The sequence below is a fragment of the Chryseobacterium mucoviscidosis genome (assembly GCF_002177115.1).
Lineage (GTDB): Bacteria > Bacteroidota > Bacteroidia > Flavobacteriales > Weeksellaceae > Chryseobacterium > Chryseobacterium mucoviscidosis.
The window spans coordinates 82,804-105,214 of the sequence record NZ_MVAG01000122.1 but is presented as its reverse complement, the minus strand read 5'-3'; the positions used below and the strand labels follow the sequence as shown (position 1 = coordinate 105,214).

Genomic DNA, 22,411 nt, shown 5'->3' with positions numbered 1-22,411 from the left:
GACGGTACATTCATTTGTACCGTCTGTTTTTATATTTCTTTAAGCTGATTTCTACACAAACTCATTCGTGTCGGCTTTATATTTTTTGTTGAACAATCCTGCCTGTTCCAGCTTTTTCAGATGTACTTTCAGTCCGTTGATTCTTGTCGGATAGTGGGTGTTTCCTATCGTACACAGATTCTGGAATGCTTTTTCGTGACTGTCGGTATCCAGCGCATAGCTGATCCTGTCATACGTTCCTCTTCCCTGATGCAGGATATCGCAGATCATAAAACACACTTTTGCAGGATAACCGTTCAGATTCAGCCTTTTGCTGTACTTTTTCATGTTTTCTTTATACAGACTGATGGAATGTTCCACCTGTACTCTTCTGTGTTTCGGGTCGTTGGAAGCCCAATGGATAAATCTTGCCGAGCAGATAAGTTCCTGCTGTTCCACTTCATTGGTGGTAGGATTCAGATATTCCATCAGCTTTTGAGAACTGCTGTCGTTTTCAAGCTGAGAAGTGGCTCCTGCATCATTTTTATAGAAAATACGGTCATTAATCAGGCGAAGTCTCGGGAAGTATTCCAAAGCATTTGGTAAGGTAAGGAGTTTTCTGAAAAATCTTACAAAATCTCCATTCGGAACGTGTGCTGCAAACTGCATAAAACCGAACGTAAAGTAGGCTCTGTCATAGGTATTCAGGCAGAGAAAAGAGCCCTGACTTTCTACTTTTGCGGTAGCCTCGATAAAGTATGCCCAAAAACCGAATTCCGTCACATAATCGGCGGCATTGTACACGAGATTATTAGAAACCGAAACATTGTAAAGTCCGAATCTCTGTTCATATTTCGTCTTGTAAGCCACGAAAAATTCCGGATCTGTAAGACCGGTTACTTTTGCATAATACGCGGTTTTTCCTGTGGAAGTAACTGCGGAACGGATTTTAAAATCGTAAGCCATAGTTAAAAGTTTTAAATTTAGTGTACTGCTAAGGTAAGATTTCCCTTTTATTTACGGAATAGCTATTTCGGGTGATTTATTTACAGTATGTCATGCTGAAAGCATCTAAACAAAGTTTTTAATGTATCGTTGAGATCCTTTCAGGATGACAATGTAGCGTTAAAGGTTTTACTAAAAACAATCTTTCATTGTTAAGATATTACAATTAGTATTCGCGGTGTCACTCTGATCCTGCCGAAGAGTCTCTATCATCATTGAGTACAACTGTGTATTTTCAGATTCTTCCTTCGTCAGAATGACATAGGATTGTTAATCATTTTATACGTTAAAATCGCCTTTATCAATTATTCATTGTTAAGATATTACAGTTAGTATTCGCGGTGTCACTCTGAGCCTGTCGAAGAGTCTCTTTTTCTGAATGCTTTATTATTGATCTTTGTTCTTTTAAGTCATTGTTTAGATCCTTTCAGGATGACAAGCTGCATGATTGTTATCTCTCGCAGATTTAGCAAATTTAGCAGATCATTAAGTCGAAAAAATCTGCGTAATCTGCGTAATCTGCATAATCTGCGAGAAACAAAAAATAAAATAATTTTCAGAACAATTGGAGGGTGATTTATTTATGGTATGGCATGCTGAAGGCATCTAAACAAAGTTTTTAATGTATCGTTGAGATCCTTTCAGGATGACAAAAATGCTGCAAAGACATTGAAAGAGTACAAACAATTTTACATTGAAAAAAAATCTGCAAAATCTGCGGGAGATGATTCAAAAAGATTCTTCTTTCCATAATGCTTCGCAAAATTTCAATCAGAATGACAAGCGACCGTTAAAGATTTTGGCAGACAAAAGAATCAATAACAATTATTCATTGTTTTGTCTTTCATTTAGTATTCGCGGTGTCACTCTGAGCCTGCCGAAGAGCCTTTATAAAAAATCAGACAATGCCTTTCTGGAATTCTTCTTCAGAATGAAAAGAAAACCATTCATTACTATTCTAAATCACCATTAATTTCACTGATTAGAGCTTCCATTTCACCTCTGAAATCATCCTCAAAAACCAATGGTCTGTTGTCTGACTGAATCATATTTTTTATTTTTTCGCAGGTATCTATGAGTTTTCCGATTAAAGAATTCTCTTCGGGTGATGAGATTTTTCCCATTTTCAAAATATTGGAGAAATAATACTGTACTCCGTCGAGAACAATACGACGTTCTTTAGGATATCTCGTCTGGCAAAACGTACTTTCAAACAATTGTTGCAGTATTTTATAGGAATCCGGTGACAGCTTTCTTTGATATTCTAAAATTCTTTCTTCTTCGTTACCTTCCGAAAGGCGGATCGCACATTCTGCAATTTTATAAACGATGCGGTAGTTTTCTATTCCTTTTTTCCTTTCTACAAACAGAATTCTTTCGGTATCGAAAGAGGGAATTTCCAGAAAATACAGTTCTGCGTACACGTCTCTCATGAATGTATTCATGATTTTCACAAAACTGCCGAGACTTCTATGGCTCGAACTGCTTCCACAAGGTTCAAGATGATTTCTTTCTAACATGGTTTTTTAGATACTACTATCAAAAATGGAGTGAGTAAATATATGAGTTTTCTCTTTCGCTAATTTATATGAAAATAAGTTCTTTTAATATTTAGAATCCTCTTTTCATTTCTTTCTTTGTATCTTTTTTATATAATTAATATTACATTCTAAAATCAATCCTGCGTCTGTAACTTGTCTGTATAATTCGTTCATTTTCATAATGAAAATTAATGATCTAAATTGCGACAAATCATTAACTTTTTTAACATTATCAACTAAAATCCATGTATTTATTTTTGTTATCAATAATTCTTCGTCATCACTTATAATTTTGAATTCATTATGTTTAAGTAACTGTAATGTATTTAGTGCTTGATCTATTACATAATTCAACTTTTGAAGAGTTCCCTTTTTTACAAAAAATAAAGTTCCATCCTTATACAAGTCCATTTTTTCAACTTTGTATTTTTTGGCTAATTGTACAAACTCTGTATGAATATTTAAATAACCGTCAACAACTCTTTTTTCATTAAATTCAGTTTCGGTTTCATTTTTCTCAATGTCAAAAATTGAATCATATCTTAAAGGAATTTTTCTGACCTTATCATTTAGCAAATCAATATATGACTGATTAAACTTATGCCATTTTCCATCAATTAATGTTTCTCTATCATCAGTTACAAATTGTAAAATAGCCTTCAACGGTTTAGAAAAACTACGCCCTTCTTCTCTAAGAAACTTTACTTGAATATTATTAATTTCTTTAAGAATATTGACTTGATTATCCTCAATAAAATCCCTTAAATAATCTATTGATAATTCATTAAATAAATCACTTTCGATTTCTGTTCCTTTAATATTAAACTTAAAATGGGAATCATTTGTAAAAATAAAATCAATTCCAGATAGATCAAACTCATCATTACTAACATCAGAATTATAGTCTCGAATAGCTATTGCTATCAATTCATCTAAACGATCTATTTCAATTGAGTCTTTAATTAAGTCAGCTTTTGGAAAATTGATTATTTTCTTTTCTTTCAATACTTTTTCAATTCTTTGTATTAATTTAGGAATTTCATTAATTTGAAGATCTATATTTAATTGAACTGAGTGTCCAAAACTTGCTATGTTACCCCATAAATCAGAAGAAATTGTTTTAGCTTTTATGAAATGTAGTGATTCTCCGCTATCGTAATCTAAAATTGTATTATTTGAAAAAGATGTAATTGATTTATTTTTTTGAGATTTATAAAATTTGGAATTTTTAAGTTTCATGTTTTCAATATCAATTATTCTTTCTGCTAAATTTATCCCAAATTCCAAATCACAAAATTCCTTTAAATAAAAATGTGTTTTTCCGAGACTAATTACATAGCAATAAGAATCATTATGTATAATTAAACATCCAAAAAATATTTTGTTTTGAGGAATATCTCTATTAATAAAAAAATCAAAATAATACTCTGTCCACCAAATATCAACTAATTCAGGATTAGTAGAAAGGTAAAAATCCAATTTGGTTTCTCCGATATTTTTTGAATCAATATTTTTTAATCCTGCAAAATGTAATTTTTTAATTAAAGATCTTTCATTAACTTTCAGGACTTTATAAATGTTAAACTTTGGCATATTTATAAATTTTTATTAATTTAAAAATATAAATATAACATTCCAAAACCTTACGGAAAACCGTATTTTCCCTGAATTTTCAACAAAAAAACCACCCTTTCGGATGGTTTTCAATAAATAAATTCAAAATTTTAAATTTTATCCAAAATCTTCTTTGGCAGCACTTTTACCAACTGAGGTTTGTATTCATTTTCCAGGATCACAAACTTCCAGTATTTTTTATCTTTGGAAACCGCACAGGCTTTCATATTGGCGTTGATGACGTAAGAATTTTCCTTCGCAGCATACTGTACATTGTTTTTGCCGTATTTCTGAATCAGCATCGCATGGATTTTCTTCTTCATGTCTTCATTCAGGGAACCGACATTGCATTTCAGCTTGAGAAAATAATTGACGATGGAGAAATATTCTTTGTCAATCTGTTCCGGCTTTGCAATATTCCCAAACTTAAAATCCTGAACTTCAATCTTCATAAACGGATTGTTGTAGGTAATGTTCAGGATCTGCGCCATCTGATCTTTCGGAATCACCGTGAAAAATTTCGGATAGATACAGTTCACCGACTGATCGATTTTCTTTGTTTTAATCGTATTCACAAAATACGACAACGATTGTTTAATGGCTGCATCTTCCGGATTTGCCTTCGTCTGAGCAAAAGACATCAATGACAGGAACATGAACAGAAACAGGAATGATTTGGTTTTCATAATTTTAAATAGAAAGTTGTTACGATTTTTAAAGAAGACGATTGTTTCTTTTTTTCTTAAATCTGTCGCAGAAGTCCGACGAATCGTTACAAACAAACGGTAACGAAAAAAGCCATCCTTTCGGACGGCTTTCAGAATATTGTAAGATTCAGATTATTTTACTTTTACAAGCTCAACATCGAAGATCAACCATGCGTTTGGCGGAATTACTCCTCCTGCTCCTCTTTCTCCGTAACCCATTGCCGGCGGAATCAGTAAAGTAGCGGTTTCACCTTCTTTTAACAAAAGGATTCCTTCGTCCCAACCTTTAATTACTCTTCCCATCCCGATAGGAATTTCAATCGGCTCATTTCTTTTGAAAGAAGAATCGAATTCCGATCCGTCTACCAGTTTTCCTGCATAGTGTACAGAAACGTTATCCCCTGCTTTCGGAGCTTTTCCTTCTGTTGTTTTCGTGATTTTGTAGTAAAGACCGGATTCTGTTTTCTGCATTCCTGCTTTCAGATCTTCAACCATTTTTTCCTGATTGGCTTTGAATTCAGCTTCTTTTTTAGCTTTTTCAGCCTCTTCTTTTGCTAAAAACGCTTTGTTGTTTTCTGCAATTTTAGCTTTTCCTTCTGTAAAGGTTTTTGCTGCATCGTAGTTTTTGTACTCGTCTCCTTTGCTGAAAACGGAAACTTTTTCCAAAACGATGTCAGTTTTAGGCTTATCCTGCGCTCCTTTTTCTACATTTGCAATCGCATCGATTACATCCTCTCCTTTTACCACTTTCCCGAAAATCGTGTGTCTTCCGTCTAACCAAGGCGTCGCAACTTCTGTGATAAAGAACTGGGAACCGTTGGTATTCGGACCCGAATTCGCCATAGAAAGCACTCCTTTTCCGGTATGCTTAAGATCGTTTCTTTCGTCCTCGAATTTATATCCCGGATCTCCCATTCCAGTTCCCTGAGGATCTCCCCCCTGAATCATGAAATCTTTAATCACTCTGTGGAAAATCGTTCCATCATAATAAGGAACGCCTTTCGCTTTCGCTTTGTTATCGATTTTTCCTTCTGCAAGACCAATAAAATTAGCCACAGTTACCGGTGCTTTTTTATCCTCGAATTTTACGATCAAATTACCTTTTGTCGTCTGAAGATTCGCATAAAGTCCGTCATTAAGACCTTCGTAAGTTTCTTTGTCTACGTTCATTTTTTTATAAATTGGTGTACAACTCATCAGCGAAACACTTGCCGCCGCCAGAATTATATTCTTGTTAAACAATTTCATGGATTATAATGCTTTTAATTTTATGATTAGTGGGATGTCATTATCTATTTTCTTCTCATCTCCGTACGTTCCATACGCCAGTGCAGACGGAACCAGAAGCGTAACTTCCTCACCGTCGTGTATAAAACGCAAAGCATCTTCTACCGCCTTCAGTTCATCAAAATGACCGAATTTGGCATCTCTTCTTACGATCGGCTGATCGTAGATTTTCGTCTGATCGAAGTCGTACAGGTCGTAAGAATAAGAAATCAGCGTATTGTCCTGCCTTCTCTGCCTTTGGTCAAAACCTTCCGTATTCGTCCAGTAATTAAGCTGTGTAGGATAAAATTTTACCGGCTGACTGCCGATCCATTCCTGAATATGGTATCTTTCCTGTGCATTCAGGTTTTTCATCCTGTTTTTGGAAACATCCAGATCGTTCTTGCTGAGAACGCCGCCAACGGGAGGATGAGTCTGCGTATTTTTGCTGCAACTCATTAAACCCAGTATCGATATGAAGAGTATTTTTTTCATAAACTTTTGCGAAAATACACATTTCGGGAATCAATTACAAAACTTCAGGAACTTATTGAATTAAAAACTGTGACAATTTCCCTGTCTTCCTGAGAGTGAAACAGTCGAAGGATTATGATGTAAATTTCCACTGCTTTTGAAAGGAATTGTATTTTTTTGGAGCTTTATCGCGCTTTCCGCACTCGCTATTTTTTTAGTTTACGGCGCGGCTTCGCCGCGCCGTAAACTAAAAAAATGAGCTCAGACAATTGCTCCAATCCCGGCTAGGATTGCAGACGTTCCTTACAATAGCTAAACAAGTACAGCTTGTTATTTTATTAAAAACTTTAACGAGTCATGTCATTCTGAATGAAATTTTGCAAAGCATTATGGAATGAAGAATCTTTTGAATTATCTCCCGCAGATTGTGCAGATTACGCAGATTTTTTCAATTTAAAATTGTTTATCCTTTCTCAAATCCATTGACAACGTTTTTGTCATCCTGAAAGGATCTAAGCAAAGTATAATATATGAATTTTAAAAACAGCGATAAATAAGACATTCGGAATAAAAACTCTGTGGAGTTTTATCTGGGTAGAAATCATATTTAGGCTTACATTCGGCGTTCCGTAGGAACGCTATCTTTAGAAAATTTATTGAGAATTATAGATATCAATCCTATGGATTGATTGATAAACTTATTCTTATTTCTACACAGATTCTGCTCCTAAAGGAGCAACCATCTTCACTTCAAACTACTTAACTGATAAAAATTTAAAACAAAAAGCCGGAAAAAATTCCCGGCTTTACAATATCTAACGTTTAAAAAAATTAAACTGTTTCCAATACGTGGTCTACTAAAACTCTCCATCCGAAAGGATCGTCTGAAAGGTTTGTCTGAAGATTCACAAGGTCATTTTTCAAAGCAACCGCGAAGCTTTCTTCGTCTGATAATCTTGGCAATTCAAGCTTTTCTCCTTTGTAACCTAAAGCCTGGAAAACCGTAGTAACCACCGCTGTTCCTACTCCCCAAACTTCTTTCAAAGTTCCGTTTTTCTGAGCTTCTACAACTTCCAGAACTTTAATCGGTTCTATTTTTACTTCAATTCCTCTTTTCTTCGCCAACTGAATAAAGCTGTCTCTGGTAACTCCGTCAAGGATTTTTTCGGAAGTCGGAGGTGTATAAATCGTATCATTGATTCTTACGAAAACGTTCATCGTTCCGCTTTCTTCGAAATATTCGTGAGTCGCGTCATCAGTCCAGATAATCTGCTCATATCCTTCTTCAATTGCCAACTGAGTCGGGTAGAAAGAAGCCGCATAGTTTCCGGCAGCTTTCGCAGAACCTACTCCACCGCTTGCCGCTCTTGAATAGTGGTCTGAAATTTTTACAGAAACAGGTTCTGTATAATACATCTTTGCAGGAGTTGCAACGATCGCGAACATATATTTATTGGCAACTCTCGCCTTCAATGCTTCTTCAGTAGCGAAAATCAATGGTCTGATGTACAAAGACATACCTTCTCCGGAAGGAATCCATTCTCTGTCGATATCCACCAATGCTTTTAGTCCGTCCAAAAACATTTCTTCCGTTATTTCCGGCATGGCAAGACGTTTTGCCGACTTATTGATACGTTCAAAATTCTTTTCGGGCCTGAAAAGGAAAACCTGTCCGTCTTTGTCTTTATAGGCTTTCATGCCTTCAAAACAAGCCTGTCCGTAATTTACACCCATCATTGCCGGTGTAAATGCCAAAGGACCATAAGGAACCAATTTTACATCACCCCATTTTCCGTTTTCGTACTCACAGATGATCATATGATCGATAAAAGTATTTCCGAATGAAAAATTGTTTGGGTCGAATGTAGAAATTCTTGAGTTTTCAGTTTTTTGAATTATCATTTCTAAAATTTTTTATGAGGTTCTACAAATTTAACATAATTTTCTAAATATAAAAATTTTAGAGTAAATTTGTAAAAAAATAGCTTGAAAAGAGAAATTAAGACCACAAACGACGGCAGCAAAACATTGTTTATCAATGATTTAAATGAAAACTATCATTCACACCATGGTGCATTACAGGAAGCCGAACACGTGTTTATCAAAAACGGATTAAATCTGATAAATGATTACGAAATTAATATTTTAGAACTCGGTTTTGGAACAGGTTTGAATGTTTTGGTAACAATTAATGAATATTTAAAAACTGACAAAAATCATATCATCAACTATTTTACCCTTGAGAAATACCCCATAAATGAATCGGAAATTAACGATTTAGCCTATTTTGAGCTTTTCGATAACCCCGAATTCAGAAATATTTATCAAAAAATTCATCTGGCAGAATGGGAAAAATCAGAAGAAATCATTAGTGGTTTCAACTTAAAAAAGATAGAATGTGATTTTTTTGATCTGAAGAATATCGATTTACCAGCAATAAATCTGGTATATTTCGATTGTTTCGGTGCAAGAGTACAGCCCGATCTCTGGGAAAAGCCCCTTTTTGAAATGGTTTCGGATAAAATGGCTGTTAACGGATTATTAACAACCTACTCTTCGAAAGGAAGCGTGAGAAGAATTCTTCAGGAACTGAATTTTAACGTTGAAAAAAAGCAGGGACCTCCGGGAAAAAGAGAGATGATTAACGCGGTGAAGTTGTAAGGAAGGGAGAAAGAAGATGGAAGCTTGAGGCTGGAAGATGGAGGTTTTATTACTTGATGTTTTATAGTCTTTAAAGTTTTGAATGTATACCTTATTATATATTGAAGTTTTTTTAATTCATCCTAAAAGTTTGTCATTTCGGAGAAATCTAAATATCTCATTCGACAAAAGACTGGAAAAATTTGCTTCCTGATGCATTTGAGTATGTAAATCTAAGGTTAAAAAAAATTAAAATAAGCCGTAAACTTCCAGCTCCTGTCTTCCGGCATCCGACAAATTTCCTTAAATTAGCTATACAAATTATTATATATGATAGATAAGATCAACATTAGAGTTTACGCCTGTGCAGTAAAGGATAAAAAAGTTCTTACTTTATTTGAAGAATACGCAGGTGAACCTTTAATGAAATTTCCGGGTGGCGGACTGGAGTTTGGAGAAGGATTAATAGATTGTCTGCATCGTGAATTCGATGAAGAGCTGAATGTAAAAATAGAAGTTGTGGAACATTTTTATACGCAGGAAGATTTTCTGGTTTCGCGTTTCAGAGAAAATGAACAGCTTCTTACCATATATTATATTGTAAACATTATTGACGAAGGCGATTTCCTGATTCTTGATCCCTGCATTGAAAAAACAGAATGGATCGAGATCGACAGACCGGATAATCCGTTTCCATTACCTATCGACAAGATTGTTTTTGATAAATTAAAAGAAAAATTCCTGTAAGATCGTTACAGGAATTTTTTATGATTGCTATTATTTGTAGACTTTAAAGCTGCTCGCTCCGGAATAAGGCTGAAGATAACCTGAATTCCAATTAGATTGAAGCAAGGATTCCAGATATTCGTCGGTTCTGTTTTTGTGCGGATCGTAAGGATCTTTAAGATCAATATCTGCCATTTTTCCTTTTACATTCCACCAGAATGCGCTCCATCCTCCTCTTAGTTCTTTAATGATTTCATAGACGTTCTTTCCAGTTGCTCTGTTCATCAGTTTGGCAAAAACCTGTCCTTCTGTTGTCGTAAGATCTCTGAGCTGTTTTTCATACTGGTCGGCTAAAATGTTCTGTCGATCTCTTATGTATTTTCGTTTTGCCTTACTGTCCATATTCGTCATTTCTCCCTGAATATCTCTGTATTGCTGTAAAGCAGTTAAAAATAACGGATATACTCTGTAAAGCTTTTTATTTAAGAAATAATAATAGTTCCGATCCAGCTGATTATTGAATTTCGGCTTATTCAGCAAAACCAGCTCATCCATTACCACCACAGTTTCCCCGTTGATTTCATAGATTCTTGCTTTCTGCCTTTCATCATAGAAATATTTATTGCCGAATTCGTCTGTTTTCAAAAGTTCTGCAGGGTACTGACTTAAAGGTTTCGCAATGACGGAATCCCTCTGAGCCGAAATACTGACTCCAAAAAAGAAGAGAAAAAGACAAATAATCTTACTAAAATTCATTATTTTTACGCGTATTAGAACAAAAATTGAACGCAAAAATCATTCCTTTTTATGAAATTTGAAAAGAAATCTTTAAAATTTTTAGAAAAATATTTAAACACTTCATCTCCGACTGGTTACGAACACGAGGGACAGAAGATCTGGATGGATTATATTAAGCCTAATGTAGACAAAATTGAAGTGGATCATTACGGAACCTGCTACGGAATCATTAATCCTGAAGCAGAATTTAAAGTAGTGATTGAAGCACATGCAGATGAAATTTCTTGGTATGTAAATTATATTACAGACGACGGATTGATCTACGTGATCCGAAACGGAGGTTCTGATCAGACAATCGCTCCGTCCAAAGTGGTTCATATCCATGGTGAAAACGGAATTGTAAAAGGCGTTTTCGGATGGCCTGCAATCCACACCAGAGCCAACCAGAACGAACCGACTCCGAAAATTGAAAATATCTTCATCGATTGCGGTGCAACTTCTAAAAAAGAAGTGGAAGAAATGGGAATTTATGTAGGCTGCATGATTACCTACCCCGATGAATTCTTCGAAATGAATGACCGCTATTTCGTTTGCCGAGCTTTAGACAACAGAATCGGTGGTTTTATAATCGCTGAAGTGGCAAGACTTTTAAAGGAAAATAAAAAAACAATTCCGTTCGGATTGTACATTACCAATTCTGTTCAGGAAGAAGTAGGTTTGTATGGAGCAGATATGATTGCAGACACCATTAAACCCAACATTGCCATCGTTACAGACGTTACGCACGATACTACCACTCCGATGATCGAAAAGAAAAAAGAAGGTGACCAGAAATGCGGAGACGGACCGGTGGTTTTCTTCGCACCAAGTATTCATCACACCATCAGAGAATTGATTATCGACACCGCAAAAACGAAGAAAATTCCTTTCCAGAGAGCAGCAGCGAGCCGCGCTACGGGAACAGACACCGACGCTTTCGCGCATTCTAACGGCGGCGTACCGAGTGCATTAATTTCTTTACCTTTGCGTTATATGCATACCACAGTGGAAATGGTTTCCAAAGAAGACGTAGGAAATGTAATCCAACTGATCTACGAAACGATTCTGAGAATTCAGCCGGAAATGAAACTGAAGTATCATTAACAGAAGTAAAAAGAGACAAGTTAAAAGTAAAAAGTAAAAATGAAAACGAAGCTTATTGCTCCATCCCTTTTATCCGCAGACTTCGGGAATCTGCAAAGAGACATCGAAATGCTGAACAATTCTCAGGCAGACTGGTTTCACGTAGACGTAATGGACGGAAGATTTGTTCCGAATATTTCGTTCGGATTTCCGGTAATGAAAACCGTTCAGCAGCACGCTAAAAAATTTGTAGATGTGCATCTGATGATTGTAGAGCCTGAAAAATATGTGGAAGAATTCATCAATCACGGAGCAGATCTTATATCGGTGCATTACGAAGCGTGTACTCACCTTCACAGAACGATTCATCATATTCAGAGTCTGGGTGCAAAAGCCGGTGTTGTTTTAAATCCTTCCACTCCGGTTCTGATGCTGGAAGATATTATTGCAGACGTAGATCTTGTTTTGCTGATGAGTGTAAATCCGGGATTCGGAGGACAGAAATTCATCGAAAATACCTACAAGAAGATTGCGGAAACGAAAGACTTAATTTTAAGCAACAATTCTACCGCTTTAATTGAAATCGACGGTGGTGTAAATATCGACAACGCTTCTAAACTTTTCGAAGCAGGAGCCGATGTTCTGGTTGCAGGAAATGCAGTTTTCTCAGCAGAAAATCCGGAAAGAACGATCGAATTACTGAAAATTTAATTTCATTTAAATACAAACAAAAAGGCAACTCCGTTGAGTTGCCTTTCTTCTTAATGAAAATCTGAGCCTTTAATGGTTATTAGTTTTGAAGAGTTTAATGCTTAAATTTTCCTTCTCTAATGCTGATGTAAAGATGGCAATAAATGAGGACAAAAACATCCGTAAAAACACGGAATTTTAATCTCGGTATTTCTACTTAACCCCGAAGAACAGAAAGGTTTTAATCATCCAATAATAAATACAGCAGCTTTTTAAAGTTCTTTTAAGTATTTTTAGATCACAAAAAGAAAAAAATGAAAGGGAAATTAATCGGCATATTATCTTTAGGTCTGGTTTTATCTTCAGGAAAATATTTTGCACAAAATCAGCCTCAGGAAAATCAAAAAATGGAATGGTTTCAGGATGCCAAACTCGGAATATTTATTCATTGGGGAATTTATTCTGTAAACGGAATTCCGGAATCATGGGCTTTCTTCAATAATTACATCAGTCATGAAAATTACATGAAACAGCTCAACGGTTTTTCAGCTTCAAAATATAATCCTGATGAATGGGTAAAACTGATTAAAAATTCCGGAGCAAAATACGCCGTGATTACCACAAAACATCATGATGGTGTTGCGCTTTGGGATTCAAAAGCTGAAAAATCGACTACCATCCCTAAACATTCCTTAGCCAAAAGAAATGTGCTTTCTCCGTTGATCTCTGCATTAAAAAATTCAGGCCTGAAAACCGGACTTTACTATTCCCTTCCCGACTGGAGCCATCCTTATTACGACATCAATACCCGGACAAAAAAACGTTACAAAATTAAAAATGATCCGAAACGCTGGGAAAATTTTGTTACCTATTATCAGAATCAATTAAATGAACTTTCTTCACAATTGAAACCTGATCTTCTGTGGTTCGACGGAGATTGGGAACACTCATCAGAAGAATGGCGCGCTCCGGAAACACTGGAAAATCTGAAAAAATTCAATCCGAACATTATCGTTAATTCAAGACTGAAAAATCATGGAGACTACGAAACTCCGGAACAGGGAATTCCTGTGGTAAAACCTCAAAGCAATTACTGGGAACTTTGCTACACCATGAATGATTCCTGGGGATTTCAGCCCTTCGATAACCACTACAAAACTCCGAATATGATCGTAAGAACTTTGGCGGATGTGATTAATATGGGCGGAAATCTACTGTTGGATATCGCTCCGAAAGAAGACGGAACCATTCCGGAACAGCAGGTTGAAATTTTAAAGAACTTAGAAAGATGGACAACAAAAAATTCCGAAGCCATTTATGGAACAACACGAGGTCTGCCATTCGACAATTATAAAGGAAAATCTGCATTTTCAAAAGACCGGAAAAAATTATTCCTCTATCTTGAAGAAGCCAAAGACTTTGTAAAAATATATGGTTTAATGACCAACATTATTTCTGCCAGAATTCTTGGAGACGATAAAGCGAAGATTAATATTAAAAGTAACGGTAATGGAGATTTCACTTTCAATTTTTCCCATGTAAAATTTGATCAGGACGTAACCGTTGTTGAAATATCAATTGACGAACCTATGATCAGAGTACAAAATGATAAGCCCAATTTATCTCTTCCTGAATCTTTAGAAAATAAAAACACAAAAACGGCAGTCTATGAAATTGCAGAACAGCTTCATTCGGGAAACAACATCTTCAAAAATTCAGGTTTAACAGAGGACGGAATGGAAATGAAACTTCCCCAAACCGATAAAACCAATCCCGAAATTCTAAACTGGATCAGCAAACACGCAGAAGCACTCTATGAAACCGAAAAAGGACTTCCAGAAGGTTATTTTTCAGGAAACTCTGTACTTTCCAAAGACAGACAGACCCTTTATCTTTTTGTGGAAGGAGTTCCGACCGGACCAATTGCTTTAAAAGGTATTAAAAACGAAATTGCCCGAATCCGTATCGTGGGTGAAGGAACTTTATTAGGCCATGAAATATACAATAAGCTTTACTGGAGTGAGGTTCCGGGAATTATTTATATTGATGTACCCAAAGAAAAACTGGATAAAAACCTAACAGTTATTGCGGTTCTGCTAGATAAACCGCTCGAATTATACCGTGAAAAAGTTGGCGCAATTGAAAGCAATCTGTAAAAAATAAAATCCGAAGAAAGCTTCTCCGGATTTTTTATTTTGAAATGATTTTTCTTAGAAAATTTCTCTTCCTGAAAAATGGAATTTTGCTTCGATAAGAGCGTTTTCGTCAGAGTCAGAACCGTGAACAGCGTTTTCTCCGATGCTTCTTGCAAACATTTTTCTGATTGTTCCTTCTGCAGCTTCAGCAGGATTAGTAGAACCGATTAAAGTTCTGAAATCTTCTACCGCATTGTCTTTCTCAAGAACAGCAGCAACGATAGGTCCGGAGCTCATGAAATCTACCAATTCTCCGTAGAATGGTCTTTCAGCGTGAACTTCATAGAATTTTTTTGCATCAGCAACAGTAAGTTGAGTCAATTTCATTGCTTTGATTTTGAAACCACCTTCTGCGATCTTTCCTAATATAGCACCGATATGTCCGTCCGCAACTGCATCAGGCTTAATCATAGTGAATGTAATGTTAGACATAAATGTATATTTTTTTAATGGCGCAAAAATACAAAAAATTCTTTTGATTTTAATTTTAAAATATTTTTAACATAAAAATAACATTTGTTAAGGTTTTATGAACGAAACTTTGGCACAGTAATTGTTTATTTTATTATGATTCTCATGTTTAATTTGAGTTTTCATGGTTATTAGTTTTTACCCAGCTTCGGCTGGGTTTTTTATTGCCCTTAATTCTCCAAAAACTACGCCTAACTTCAAGATTTTTAAATAATTAAACCCATGTTTAAGTTTTTACAGGCTGAATATTAAGGTTTATTCATCTTAAATCCAGATTTAATATTGAATTAAAATGACAAGAAACTTTTTACCAAAGCAAGAATTTTTGGCACAAAAAATTATTCATCAAAACCATATAATGATGAAGAAATGATCGTAAAAGGTTAAAACTATTTTTGGGAAGCTTCTTCCGCCTCTTCCATTAATTTAATGTAGGTAGAATATCTTGAATGCTGAATTTCTCCGGTTTCCAGACCATCAATTACCGCGCATTTCGGCTCGTTAATATGAAGACAGTTGTGGTATTTGCATTCTTCTCTTTTTTTGAAAATTTCAGGAAAATAATGCTGAACTTCTTCTTTTTCGATGTCGATCATGGCAAATTCACGCACTCCGGGAGTATCGATTACGTTTCCGCCAAAATCCCAGAAATGCATCTGTGCAAAAGTTGTGGTGTGTTTACCTTTTAAATGCGTATCGGAAATTTCAGAAGTTTTCAGGTTAAGTCCCGGCTGCAAAGCATTCACCAAAGTAGACTTTCCACAACCTGAATGTCCGAAGAAAACAGATGTTTTATCTTTCAGCAATTCCTGAAGCTGTTCCAGATTTAATTTTGAATAGGAAGAAATTTCCAGAGCATCGTAGCCGATTTCATTATATAGAAACTCAATATCTTTTACGATCTCAATTTCTTCTTCATGAAGAACATCAATTTTATTGAATAAAATTAAGGGAGTAATATTGTATGCTTCGCAACACGCGAGAAAACGGTCTAGAAATCCAAGGGAAGTTTCAGGATGCTTTAAGGTGAAAATAAAACAGGCAAGATCGATATTTGAAGCGATGATGTGTGCTTCTTTTGAAAGGTTTACAGATTTTCGGATGAGATAATTCCTGCGGGGCTCGATCTTTGTAATCCACGCAATATCATCCTGTTCCAGTTGAAATTCTACAAAATCTCCAACAGCAAGCGGATTGGTAAGTCTTGTTTTAATCAATTTAAATTTTCCGCGAATTCTTGCTTCGAAGATTTTCCCGGTTTCCATTTCCAAAACCTGATACCAGCTTCCTGTAGATTTAATGATTTTTCCTTTCATACTGTAAGATGCTACAAATATAGGAAATTTAGTTTGAGTGTTTTTAAAGTTTTAGAGCCGGAGAGCTTTTATAAAAGTCATCTAATTACTTTTTCACTCTCCAACTCTAATACTCTCCCACTCTAAAACTCTCTGACTCTAAAACCAGATTATCTGTTAATCATAATGCTGTTCTGAACCTCGATAGACTCTTCGTGGATCGCTTTGAATACTTTTTCTATGAATTCTTTCGTCATTCCGGTCTCAACAGCTTTTTGAGTTGCGTATTCTGTAATTTCTTTCCAACGTTCCGGCTGGAAGATGGCAATATCATTTTCTTTTTTAAGCTTTCCAATTTTCTCAGAAATTTTCATTCTTTGCGCAAGCATTTCAATCAGTTGAAAATCAATATCAGAAATTAACGTTCTGTGTCTTCCCATTTCTCCTTCAAATCCTGCCAATCCTGAATTTCTCACCTTTAAGTTCCCGATTAATTCTGCCAGAACTTCCGGTGTAATCTGTTGTGCAGCATCACTCCAGGCTTCATCCGGATTGCTGTGTGTTTCTATAATGGCACCTTGGTAACCTACGTTTAAAGCTTCCTGCGTAATGTCTGCCAAACCAGTTCTGTTTCCGCAGATGTGTGAAGGGTCGATCAGCATCGGGATATTTGGGAACTGGCTTTTAAAATCCAAAGCAATTTGCCAGTTTGGATTGTTTCTGTATTTTGTTTTCTGGTACGTAGAAAATCCTCTGTGAATAACTCCCAAGTTGGTAATTCCCTGACCTAAAAGTCTTTCCAAAGCTCCGATCCACAAAGCAAGATCCGGATTTACAGGATTTTTCACCAACACGGTTTTGTCTGTTCCTCTCAATGCCTGTGCAATTTCCTGAACGGTAAAAGGATTTACCGTAGAACGCGCCCCGATCCAAAGAATGTCTACATCTGCTTCCAAAGCTGCAAAAACGTGGTGTGCATTGGCAACTTCTGTCGCTGTTTTAAAACCGTATTCTTCCTTCACTTTTTTCAGCCAGTTCAGACCGATTACTCCTACTCCTTCAAATCCGTTCGGTTTTGTACGCGGCTTCCAGATTCCTGCACGGAAAACCGGAACATTGGCATTGGTTTCCCTGATTCTTTTTGCAATTTCCAGCATTTGTGCTTCACTTTCTGCACTGCATGGTCCCGCAATCATCATGGGCTGCTGGAATTCATTAATCCATTCGTTTTTTAAGTCTTTTAAATTCATATTTTTAATTTTACTATTATCGTTATTGTTCATATTCAAACACAAAAAAGCATTATAAAATTACTTTATAATTCTTTCTAAAAAATGCCGTTAAAATTTTTTAAAGGAATCAGGAAATAAGAAGAAATCTATAATTCCTGTAGATTTTTTTGAAAGAAATTTATACTAGCAGTACCAATAATAAAATCGATAATACGTTTTGAAATTTCTAAAATACGGAAAAGAAAAGCCAAATTGTCCGCTAAAGAATTCAGCAGGAGCAAATACAGATTGATATGACTTTATTAATTTTTCCAAAATAAACTATCTATTTCTAGATTTTCTGTTTACATTTTAACTGAAAAAGCTGCGTTTTGTTTTTCAATTATCTGACAAATATATAAATTTTATTTAAAAAAGAGTTTCATGTACCCTATTTTTTTTAAATAAAAATTGTGAAACTTTTTCTTAAAGATTTTTCTGCAGGAAAAAATTATTAAGGAACAAGAATTATGTTAAATCGAATTTCATCAGATCATCAAGATCTTTCAGCAAAGGATTTAATTTAACAAACTTTTCAAACTTCTTTCTTGGAGTCATTACTTCTACTTTCAGATTTTCGGCATCTCTTTTATATGCAACCTGAATGGAATGATTGTGAACTTTCGTTTTAAAATGATTAAAAAATTCACGGCTTACTTTATCAAACTCAGCTTTTGCAGAATCGGAAGGAAACAAAACGGTAATTTCATTTTCTCCGGATTTTATCATTTTGAAAGATTTAATGGCATTGAAAATAATGGCATCTTTTCTCTGAAGCTGCTTGAGCAGTAAATTCCACTCTGCCTGAAGATCTGTTTCGGTAAAGTGATTTTGGGGAAGCTGTTCTGTTTTGGCTACAACTTTTTCTTCTACAACAGTTGTTTCTTCTTTGTTTAAAAAAGAACTGATGCTGAAACCTGAAGAAATTCCGGGTCTCGATAAAGGTTTTGAGGTTTTTTTGATCTCCGCAACAACGGGAAGTTCCGGACTTTCAGAAGGTTGCTCCTGTTTAGGTTTCTGTTCCTGAGTTTCCGTAGGTTTTACGGGGATTTTTACTTCCTGCTTATCACTGAGAAACGGAGCCAGAATTATAAACTTTTTTTTTTAGCAACGTCTGAATTAGCCGTCAAAGAAGCCAATTGCATTAAAGCAATTTCTACCGTAAGTCTTGGATTTTTGGAATTTTTATAATTGATGTCTGCATGATTGCAAATCTCAATAGCATCAATGAGCTGTTGCGGATTCCATTTCTGAGCCTGTTCTACAAACTTTGTCTTAGTCTGCTCTCCTACTTCTATCAGATCAATGGTTGAAGTATTCTGTGCCATCATAAGGTCTCTGAAATGACTTCCCAATCCTGCGATGAAAATATGAGGATCAAATCCTTTTTTTACAATTTCGTTAAATGCGGAAAGAACTTCGGGAATTTTATTTTCTTTGGCTAAATCTACAATTTTTAAGTACTGGTCGTAATCCAGAATATTTAAAACTTCTGCGGCTTTTGCGAGTGTAATATTCTTTTGGGAAAATGTAGAAAGCCTGTCGAAGATGGAAAGTGCATCTCTTAAAGCTCCGTCTGCTTTCTGGGCAATAAGATACAATGCATCATCTTCGTATTGAATATTCTCTTTCTGAGCGATATTCCTAAGATGTCCCTGAATGTCTTCAATTACGATTCTTTTGAAATCATAGATCTGACAGCGGGATAAAATGGTAGGAATAATTTTATGCTTTTCGGTAGTCGCTAAGATAAAAATAGCATGAGCAGGCGGTTCCTCAAGTGTTTTAAGGAAAGCATTGAAGGCTGCAGAAGAGAGCATATGAACCTCGTCGATAATATACACTTTATATTTACCAACCTGAGGCGCAAAACGTACCTGATCGATCAATTCTCTGATATCATCTACAGAGTTGTTCGATGCGGCATCCAGCTCATAAATATTGTAGGCAAAACCGTCTTCCGAAACTGATCCGTCCTTTTCATTGATCTTTCTCGCCAGAATTCTGGCACAGGTAGTTTTCCCTACTCCTCTCGGACCACAGAACAGCAGTGCCTGAGCCAATTGATTTTCTTCAATAGCGTGTTCTAAAGTATCCGTAATATGAGACTGCCCAACAACAGTATCAAACTGCTGCGGGCGATATTTTCGTGCAGATACGATAAAATTTTCCATTGGTCAAAAATAAGAAATATTGTTGTAACTTAAAAATGAAATTCTTTTAAATTACTTTTAAAATAACTCTGTTCTGACAATAGTAAACTTTTCTCATATTATCTTTCTTCGTAAGCAAAATCGATGATTTCGGTAATCGCCTTTTCTATTTCTTTTCTTCCTTCATCACTTTTCAGGTCTATTCCGCAGAATATACTTGCATTGTGAGCTGTGTAAAGGTTAAGATAATAAGCCCCGGAAACCAGAAGTGCTGCAATGGCACGATACCTTGTAGATTTATCCTTAAAATGCGGATCTACAATATTCGTGAAAAGCATTTCTCCCATTTCTTCTCTCTCATCGGCTACTTTTTTCAGAATCGGTTTGCTTTCTGATAATCCCCAAAGAATAATCTTCTGAAGTTCTTTGTTTTTCTTGATGTGCTCAAACTGATTAAGAATGGCAACTTTAGAAAGCTCTTTACCTCCGTCTGAAAAATCCACATGGATATTATCCTGGTTCATTTTGCTCCAGTAATCCTGAGATCTGATGTATTCGTCGATAAGCTTTTCGGTGCTTCCGAAATATTCGTAAATTAATTTTTTATCAAAGCCTGCCACTGCTGCTATTTTACTCACTTTCAATCCTGAGTACCCTTTGGTTCTAAGGATTTTTCCAACAGCAGCAAGCAATTTTTGTTTTGTTTTTTCTTTGTCCCGTATAGGGCCCTGTACAACTTTTCTTGGCATTTGTTATTTATTTTTTTGCAATATGCAACTTTTTATTGATATCCTCAAAGGCATTGAGGGTTTTATCAAGATGTTCTTTATCATGTGTTGCGGTAACACTCATCCTGATTCGGGCATCTTTCCTGGCTACAGCCGGATAAATAATGGGGTTTGTATATACTCCGTGTTCGAGGAGCATTCTTCCTACATCGCCCGTTATATGCGGATCTCCGATCTTTACGGGAACAACTGCGGAACAAGTTGTCCCGGTATCCAGCCCCAGATCATTCAGTCCTTTTTTAAAGTAATTGATGTTTTCCCAGAGTTTTTCTCTCCATTGTGGTTCTTCATCTATCAGTTCAATGGCTTTTATAATTCCTGTAGCCGTGGAAGGAGGCGTTGTTGCTGAAAATATCTGCTGTCTGGACTGGAATCTTATAAAATTGGTAAGGCTTTTATTGGCGATTACATATCCTCCAAGGTTACCGAATGTTTTACTGAAAGTTCCCGTAATAATATCTATTTTATCCAGCAATCCTGTATCTTCAATTGTACCTCTTCCTGTTTTCCCTAAAATACCTACTCCGTGAACATCATCAACCATGAGATAGGCGTTATATTTTTTTACTAATTTATAAATTTCTTCAATAGGAGCGGTATCTCCATCCTGAGAATAGACACCGTCTATTACTACAAGCTTTGTACGAAACTGCTTTTCCGATGTTTTCAAAATCTGTTCCAAAGCCTCCAGATTGTTGTGCGGAAATGTTTTTCTGTTGGTAAGAATACATCCTTCATATACACTTGCATGTACTGCCATATCTACAATTGCGATGTCTTCTTTCTGCAACAGGATCTGCAATGTCGCACTGTTTGTTGTGTATCCTGTTGTAAAAATCACAGCTTCATCCTGAGAACGCCCAAAAAAGGAAGCAATTTTAGCTTCTAAATCGTTGTGGTAAGAATAATATCCTCCAATAAGTGGTGTTGCCGCCGTTCCGGTTCCGTATTTTTCTACTCCTTCAATTGCTGCCTGCTTTACTTTCGGGTGTTGTGTAAACCCTAAATAATCACTTGTAACAAAGCTTACAAATTCTCTGGTTACGTTGTGAGTTCCCACATTCATTACAGAACTGCAACCTGTATTATTCTGCAATCTGTAGTGATGACGTCCGTTTGATTTCATGTATTCCAGAAAGTCATAATAAATGTCTGCACGCTCCATCATATCGAAGCCGGGAATATTTTCGAAATCCTTAAAAGTTGCTGTTGAAAAGTTAATGTCCATCCTTAATTTTTGTTAGCTGTTTAATGTTAAAACAAATATAGTATTATTTTAAAAATATATAAATTTATTTTCTATTAAAATTTATTATGCATAAAATATTTGTATTAAATAATCTTAAAAAACCTTTATATCTTTAAAATAATTTAAATATTAACAAAAAAAGAATAAAACAAAAATTTCCTCAATAGCTTAAAAATTAAGCAATTAATAGGATATGTGTTTGGTAATGATTTGGTAGAGAAAATTTACAACTTTTGCTGCAAAATATCATTGAAAATCAGAAATAAAAAAGGCTGAAATCTATTTTTTTGGGAACTTCAGAATCAGCCTTTCTTAACATTTGTCCTTTTAGAATGTACCGTCCACATTTTTTAAAGCCAAATCACTTAATTCAGTCTTTAAAAAGTCCCGCTAAGAGAAAAATTTCAACATTTCAATTAAAATCACCCTTAATGGAATTATAGCAAATATAAATATTTTTTTTAACATAATTTAAGATTTTTAAATA

General features: G+C 35.5%; 22 protein-coding genes. 7 read left to right on the top strand and 15 right to left on the bottom strand.

The genetic code is table 11. From position 1 onward, the window contains the following. Nucleotides 1-51 precede the first annotated feature (51 nt). Nucleotides 52-945 carry a hypothetical protein gene (locus B0E34_RS12340; RefSeq protein ID WP_087709849.1) on the bottom strand — a complete coding sequence of 298 codons (894 nt, stop codon included), beginning with the start codon at nucleotides 943-945 and terminating at the stop codon, nucleotides 52-54. A 763-nt stretch (nucleotides 946-1,708) separates the two neighbouring features. Between B0E34_RS12340 and B0E34_RS21340 the strand changes: the two genes are divergently transcribed. Then, nucleotides 1,709-1,957 (top strand): hypothetical protein, encoded by a 249-nt coding sequence (locus tag B0E34_RS21340; RefSeq protein WP_087709846.1) that lies wholly within the window; start codon nucleotides 1,709-1,711, stop codon nucleotides 1,955-1,957. Here the strand turns inward: B0E34_RS21340 and B0E34_RS12330 are convergent. From B0E34_RS12330 to B0E34_RS12305, 6 genes are all read right to left on the bottom strand, one after another. Further along, the gene (locus B0E34_RS12330; protein ID WP_087709844.1) at nucleotides 1,938-2,504 is read right to left on the bottom strand and encodes a hypothetical protein; all 567 of its coding nucleotides are present in this window, start codon (nucleotides 2,502-2,504) and stop codon (nucleotides 1,938-1,940) included. The genes B0E34_RS21340 and B0E34_RS12330 overlap by 20 nt on opposite strands. Before the next feature lie 105 nt (nucleotides 2,505-2,609). Next, complete coding sequence (locus tag B0E34_RS12325; RefSeq protein ID WP_087709842.1) at nucleotides 2,610-4,118, bottom strand: TIGR04141 family sporadically distributed protein; 1,509 nt, start codon at nucleotides 4,116-4,118, stop codon at nucleotides 2,610-2,612. Nucleotides 4,119-4,249: 131 nt separating this feature from the next. Continuing rightward, nucleotides 4,250-4,825 (bottom strand): hypothetical protein, encoded by a 576-nt coding sequence (locus tag B0E34_RS12320; RefSeq protein ID WP_087709840.1) that lies wholly within the window; start codon nucleotides 4,823-4,825, stop codon nucleotides 4,250-4,252. Nucleotides 4,826-4,978: 153 nt separating this feature from the next. Continuing rightward, the gene (locus B0E34_RS12315) at nucleotides 4,979-6,016 is read right to left on the bottom strand and encodes a peptidylprolyl isomerase (RefSeq protein ID WP_228423085.1); all 1,038 of its coding nucleotides are present in this window, start codon (nucleotides 6,014-6,016) and stop codon (nucleotides 4,979-4,981) included. 81 nt (nucleotides 6,017-6,097) lie between these two features. Further along, nucleotides 6,098-6,607 (bottom strand): FKBP-type peptidyl-prolyl cis-trans isomerase, encoded by a 510-nt coding sequence (locus B0E34_RS12310; protein ID WP_087709839.1) that lies wholly within the window; start codon nucleotides 6,605-6,607, stop codon nucleotides 6,098-6,100. An 810-nt stretch (nucleotides 6,608-7,417) separates the two neighbouring features. Then, a complete protein-coding gene (locus B0E34_RS12305; RefSeq protein WP_087709837.1) occupies nucleotides 7,418-8,488 on the bottom strand; it encodes a branched-chain amino acid aminotransferase in 1,071 nt (356 codons plus the stop codon). Between the two features lie 84 nt (nucleotides 8,489-8,572). Between B0E34_RS12305 and mnmC2 the strand changes: the two genes are divergently transcribed. Together mnmC2 and B0E34_RS12295 are read left to right on the top strand one after the other, a co-directional pair. Then, the gene (gene mnmC2 / locus B0E34_RS12300) at nucleotides 8,573-9,247 is read left to right on the top strand and encodes a tRNA (5-methylaminomethyl-2-thiouridine)(34)-methyltransferase MnmC2 (protein ID WP_087709836.1); all 675 of its coding nucleotides are present in this window, start codon (nucleotides 8,573-8,575) and stop codon (nucleotides 9,245-9,247) included. A 309-nt stretch (nucleotides 9,248-9,556) separates the two neighbouring features. Next, entirely contained in the window at nucleotides 9,557-9,973 is a 417-nt protein-coding gene (locus B0E34_RS12295; RefSeq protein WP_087709834.1) for an NUDIX domain-containing protein, read from the top strand. A 30-nt stretch (nucleotides 9,974-10,003) separates the two neighbouring features. Here B0E34_RS12295 and B0E34_RS12290 read toward each other — a convergent pair whose 3' ends face one another. Then, on the bottom strand, nucleotides 10,004-10,708 hold the full coding sequence (locus B0E34_RS12290; RefSeq protein WP_087709832.1) for a DUF4294 domain-containing protein: 705 nt from the start codon (nucleotides 10,706-10,708) through the stop codon (nucleotides 10,004-10,006). A 51-nt stretch (nucleotides 10,709-10,759) separates the two neighbouring features. Between B0E34_RS12290 and chrP the strand changes: the two genes are divergently transcribed. The 3 genes from chrP to B0E34_RS12275 all read left to right on the top strand — a co-directional run bounded on the left by chrP (nucleotide 10,760) and on the right by B0E34_RS12275 (nucleotide 14,658). Next, nucleotides 10,760-11,833 carry a chryseobasin maturation metalloprotease ChrP gene (gene chrP / locus B0E34_RS12285; protein ID WP_087709830.1) on the top strand — a complete coding sequence of 358 codons (1,074 nt, stop codon included), beginning with the start codon at nucleotides 10,760-10,762 and terminating at the stop codon, nucleotides 11,831-11,833. A 39-nt stretch (nucleotides 11,834-11,872) separates the two neighbouring features. After that, on the top strand, nucleotides 11,873-12,523 hold the full coding sequence (gene rpe / locus B0E34_RS12280) for a ribulose-phosphate 3-epimerase (protein ID WP_087709829.1): 651 nt from the start codon (nucleotides 11,873-11,875) through the stop codon (nucleotides 12,521-12,523). 293 nt (nucleotides 12,524-12,816) lie between these two features. Beyond that, nucleotides 12,817-14,658, top strand: coding sequence for an alpha-L-fucosidase (locus B0E34_RS12275; RefSeq protein WP_087709827.1), 1,842 nt, complete (start codon nucleotides 12,817-12,819; stop codon nucleotides 14,656-14,658). 54 nt (nucleotides 14,659-14,712) lie between these two features. Here the strand turns inward: B0E34_RS12275 and B0E34_RS12270 are convergent, their stop codons facing one another. The 4 genes from B0E34_RS12270 to B0E34_RS12255 form a co-directional block, all read right to left on the bottom strand. Further along, the gene (locus B0E34_RS12270; RefSeq protein WP_076390425.1) at nucleotides 14,713-15,129 is read right to left on the bottom strand and encodes a nucleoside-diphosphate kinase; all 417 of its coding nucleotides are present in this window, start codon (nucleotides 15,127-15,129) and stop codon (nucleotides 14,713-14,715) included. A 428-nt stretch (nucleotides 15,130-15,557) separates the two neighbouring features. Then, the gene (gene rsgA, locus B0E34_RS12265) at nucleotides 15,558-16,484 is read right to left on the bottom strand and encodes a ribosome small subunit-dependent GTPase A (protein WP_087709826.1); all 927 of its coding nucleotides are present in this window, start codon (nucleotides 16,482-16,484) and stop codon (nucleotides 15,558-15,560) included. Nucleotides 16,485-16,633: 149 nt separating this feature from the next. Then, complete coding sequence (locus B0E34_RS12260) at nucleotides 16,634-17,713, bottom strand: chorismate mutase (protein ID WP_076390562.1); 1,080 nt, start codon at nucleotides 17,711-17,713, stop codon at nucleotides 16,634-16,636. A gap of 489 nt (nucleotides 17,714-18,202) precedes the next feature. Continuing rightward, a complete protein-coding gene (locus tag B0E34_RS12255; protein WP_503327696.1) occupies nucleotides 18,203-18,490 on the bottom strand; it encodes a DUF8439 domain-containing protein in 288 nt (95 codons plus the stop codon). A 94-nt stretch (nucleotides 18,491-18,584) separates the two neighbouring features. Here B0E34_RS12255 and B0E34_RS21335 point away from each other — a divergent pair, with 94 nt between their 5' ends. After that, complete coding sequence (locus tag B0E34_RS21335; RefSeq protein WP_165762984.1) at nucleotides 18,585-18,761, top strand: hypothetical protein; 177 nt, start codon at nucleotides 18,585-18,587, stop codon at nucleotides 18,759-18,761. A gap of 61 nt (nucleotides 18,762-18,822) precedes the next feature. On the opposite strand, the gene dnaX is transcribed toward B0E34_RS21335, so the two are convergent. The 3 genes from dnaX to B0E34_RS12240 form a co-directional block, all read right to left on the bottom strand. Then, complete coding sequence (gene dnaX / locus B0E34_RS12250; RefSeq protein ID WP_087709822.1) at nucleotides 18,823-19,908, bottom strand: DNA polymerase III subunit gamma/tau; 1,086 nt, start codon at nucleotides 19,906-19,908, stop codon at nucleotides 18,823-18,825. Nucleotides 19,909-20,006: 98 nt separating this feature from the next. Continuing rightward, nucleotides 20,007-20,636: a TetR/AcrR family transcriptional regulator gene (locus B0E34_RS12245; RefSeq protein ID WP_087709820.1), complete on the bottom strand. Its 630-nt coding sequence runs from the start codon at nucleotides 20,634-20,636 to the stop codon at nucleotides 20,007-20,009. Nucleotides 20,637-20,643: 7 nt separating this feature from the next. After that, a complete protein-coding gene (locus tag B0E34_RS12240; RefSeq protein ID WP_087709819.1) occupies nucleotides 20,644-21,903 on the bottom strand; it encodes an aminotransferase class I/II-fold pyridoxal phosphate-dependent enzyme in 1,260 nt (419 codons plus the stop codon). Nucleotides 21,904-22,411 lie beyond the last annotated feature (508 nt).